General features: G+C 60.8%; 2 protein-coding genes. Both read right to left on the reverse strand.

Features of this window, described 5'->3' with window-relative positions; genetic code table 11:
• Window positions 1-915: F0F1 ATP synthase subunit beta (gene atpD / locus VGH68_RS28990; protein ID WP_331607176.1), on the reverse strand; the 915-nt coding region annotated here is incomplete at its 3' end.
• 101 nt (window positions 916-1,016) lie between these two features.
• Window positions 1,017-1,881: F0F1 ATP synthase subunit gamma (gene atpG / locus VGH68_RS28995; RefSeq protein WP_331607177.1), on the reverse strand; the 865-nt coding region annotated here is incomplete at its 5' end.

A 1,881-nucleotide genomic window follows, 5' to 3' on the forward strand; every position in this document is an offset into this window, starting at 1 on the left:
ATCCGCAGGGACGTACACGGCCTGAACCGACGTGATCGAGCCGGTCTTGGTCGACGTAATACGCTCTTGCAGCTTACCCATTTCTTCAGCCAGAGTAGGCTGATAGCCCACTGCCGACGGCATACGGCCGAGCAGTGCCGAAACTTCCGTACCGGCCAGCGTGAAGCGGTAGATGTTGTCGACGAAGAACAGCACGTCGAGGCCTTCGTCACGGAAGTGCTCAGCCATCGTCAGACCGGTCAGCGCGACGCGCAGACGGTTGCCCGGCGGCTCGTTCATCTGGCCGTACACCAGCGCGACCTTGTCGAGAACGTTCGAGTCCTTCATTTCGTGATAGAAGTCGTTCCCTTCGCGGGTACGCTCGCCAACACCGGCGAACACGGAGTAACCACCGTGTTCCTTGGCGATGTTGTTGATCAGTTCCATCATGTTCACGGTCTTGCCCACGCCGGCGCCGCCGAACAGACCCACCTTGCCGCCCTTCGCGAACGGGCAGATCAGGTCGATGACCTTGATGCCGGTTTCGAGCAGTTCGGTCGACGGCGACAGTTCGTCGAACGCCGGAGCCTTCTGGTGAATGCCGCGAACCACGTTCGAGTTGATCGGACCGGCTTCGTCGATCGGGCGACCGAGCACGTCCATGATCCGGCCCAGGGTCGGCTTGCCGACCGGCACGCTGATCGGGTTGCCCGTGTTCTTTACGACCGTACCGCGACGCAGGCCGTCCGATGCACCCAGACAGATGGTACGGACGACGCCGTCGCCCAGCTGTTGCTGGACTTCGAGGGTCAGTTCCGAACCTTCGAGAATGAGCGCGTCGTAAATCTTCGGCATGTCCGAACGCGGGAATTCCACGTCGATCACCGCGCCGATGCACTGTACGATCTTGCCTTCTACCAAAGCAGTAGTACTCATCGCTTTTCCTTTAGATACTCAATTCTTCACTCGCGCAAAGGCGCAGTTTCGATGGGGTGCGCCACGAGGCGCACACGAAGCAGCCTGCCTGACCATCAAGGTCAAACTGCCGCCGCGCCACCGACGATTTCCGACAGTTCTTTCGTGATCGCGGCCTGACGGCTCTTGTTGTACACGAGCTGCAGTTCGTTGATGACCGTCTTCGCGTTGTCCGAAGCGGCCTTCATCGCGACCATTCGCGCCGACTGTTCCGATGCCATGTTTTCCGCGACGGCCTGATAGACCAGCGCTTCGACATAACGCACCAGCAGTTCGTCCACCACTGCCTGCGCATCCGGCTCGTAGATGTAGTCCCACTGCGTGCTCGGCGTCGTGCCGTCTTCTTCCTTGCGCTCGAACTGGTCCGCCGACAGCGGCAGCAGTTGCTCGATCACCGGCTCCTGCTTCATCGTATTGACGAAGCGCGTGTACGCCAGGTACACCGCCGAAACCTTGCCTTCCGAGTACAGGTCGAGCTGCACCTTCACCGCGCCGATCAGCCTTTCCAGATGCGGCGTATCGCCCAGTTGCACGACGTTCGACACCACCTTGGCGCGCAGACGGTTCAGGAAACCCAGACCCTTGGTGCCGATCGCGGTTGCTTCGATCGACTTGCCCTGGCCTTCGAGTTCCTTGAACTTCTGTGTCGACGCGCGCAGCACGTTGGTGTTCATACCGCCGCACAGACCCTTGTCGGTCGTGACGAGGATGATGCCGGCCGCCTTCGCGCCTTCGTTCGACACCATGAACGGGTGACGATACTCGGGGTTCGCACGGCTCATGTGCGCAGCGATGTCGCGGACCTTGTCGGCATACGGGCGAGCAGCGCGCATGCGCTCCTGAGCGCGGCGCATCTTCGATGCGGCCACCATCTCCATCGCTTTCGTGATCTTGCGCGTGTTTTGCACGCTCTTGATCTTGCCGCGA

Source organism: Paraburkholderia sp. (assembly GCF_036488505.1).
GTDB lineage: Bacteria > Pseudomonadota > Gammaproteobacteria > Burkholderiales > Burkholderiaceae > Paraburkholderia.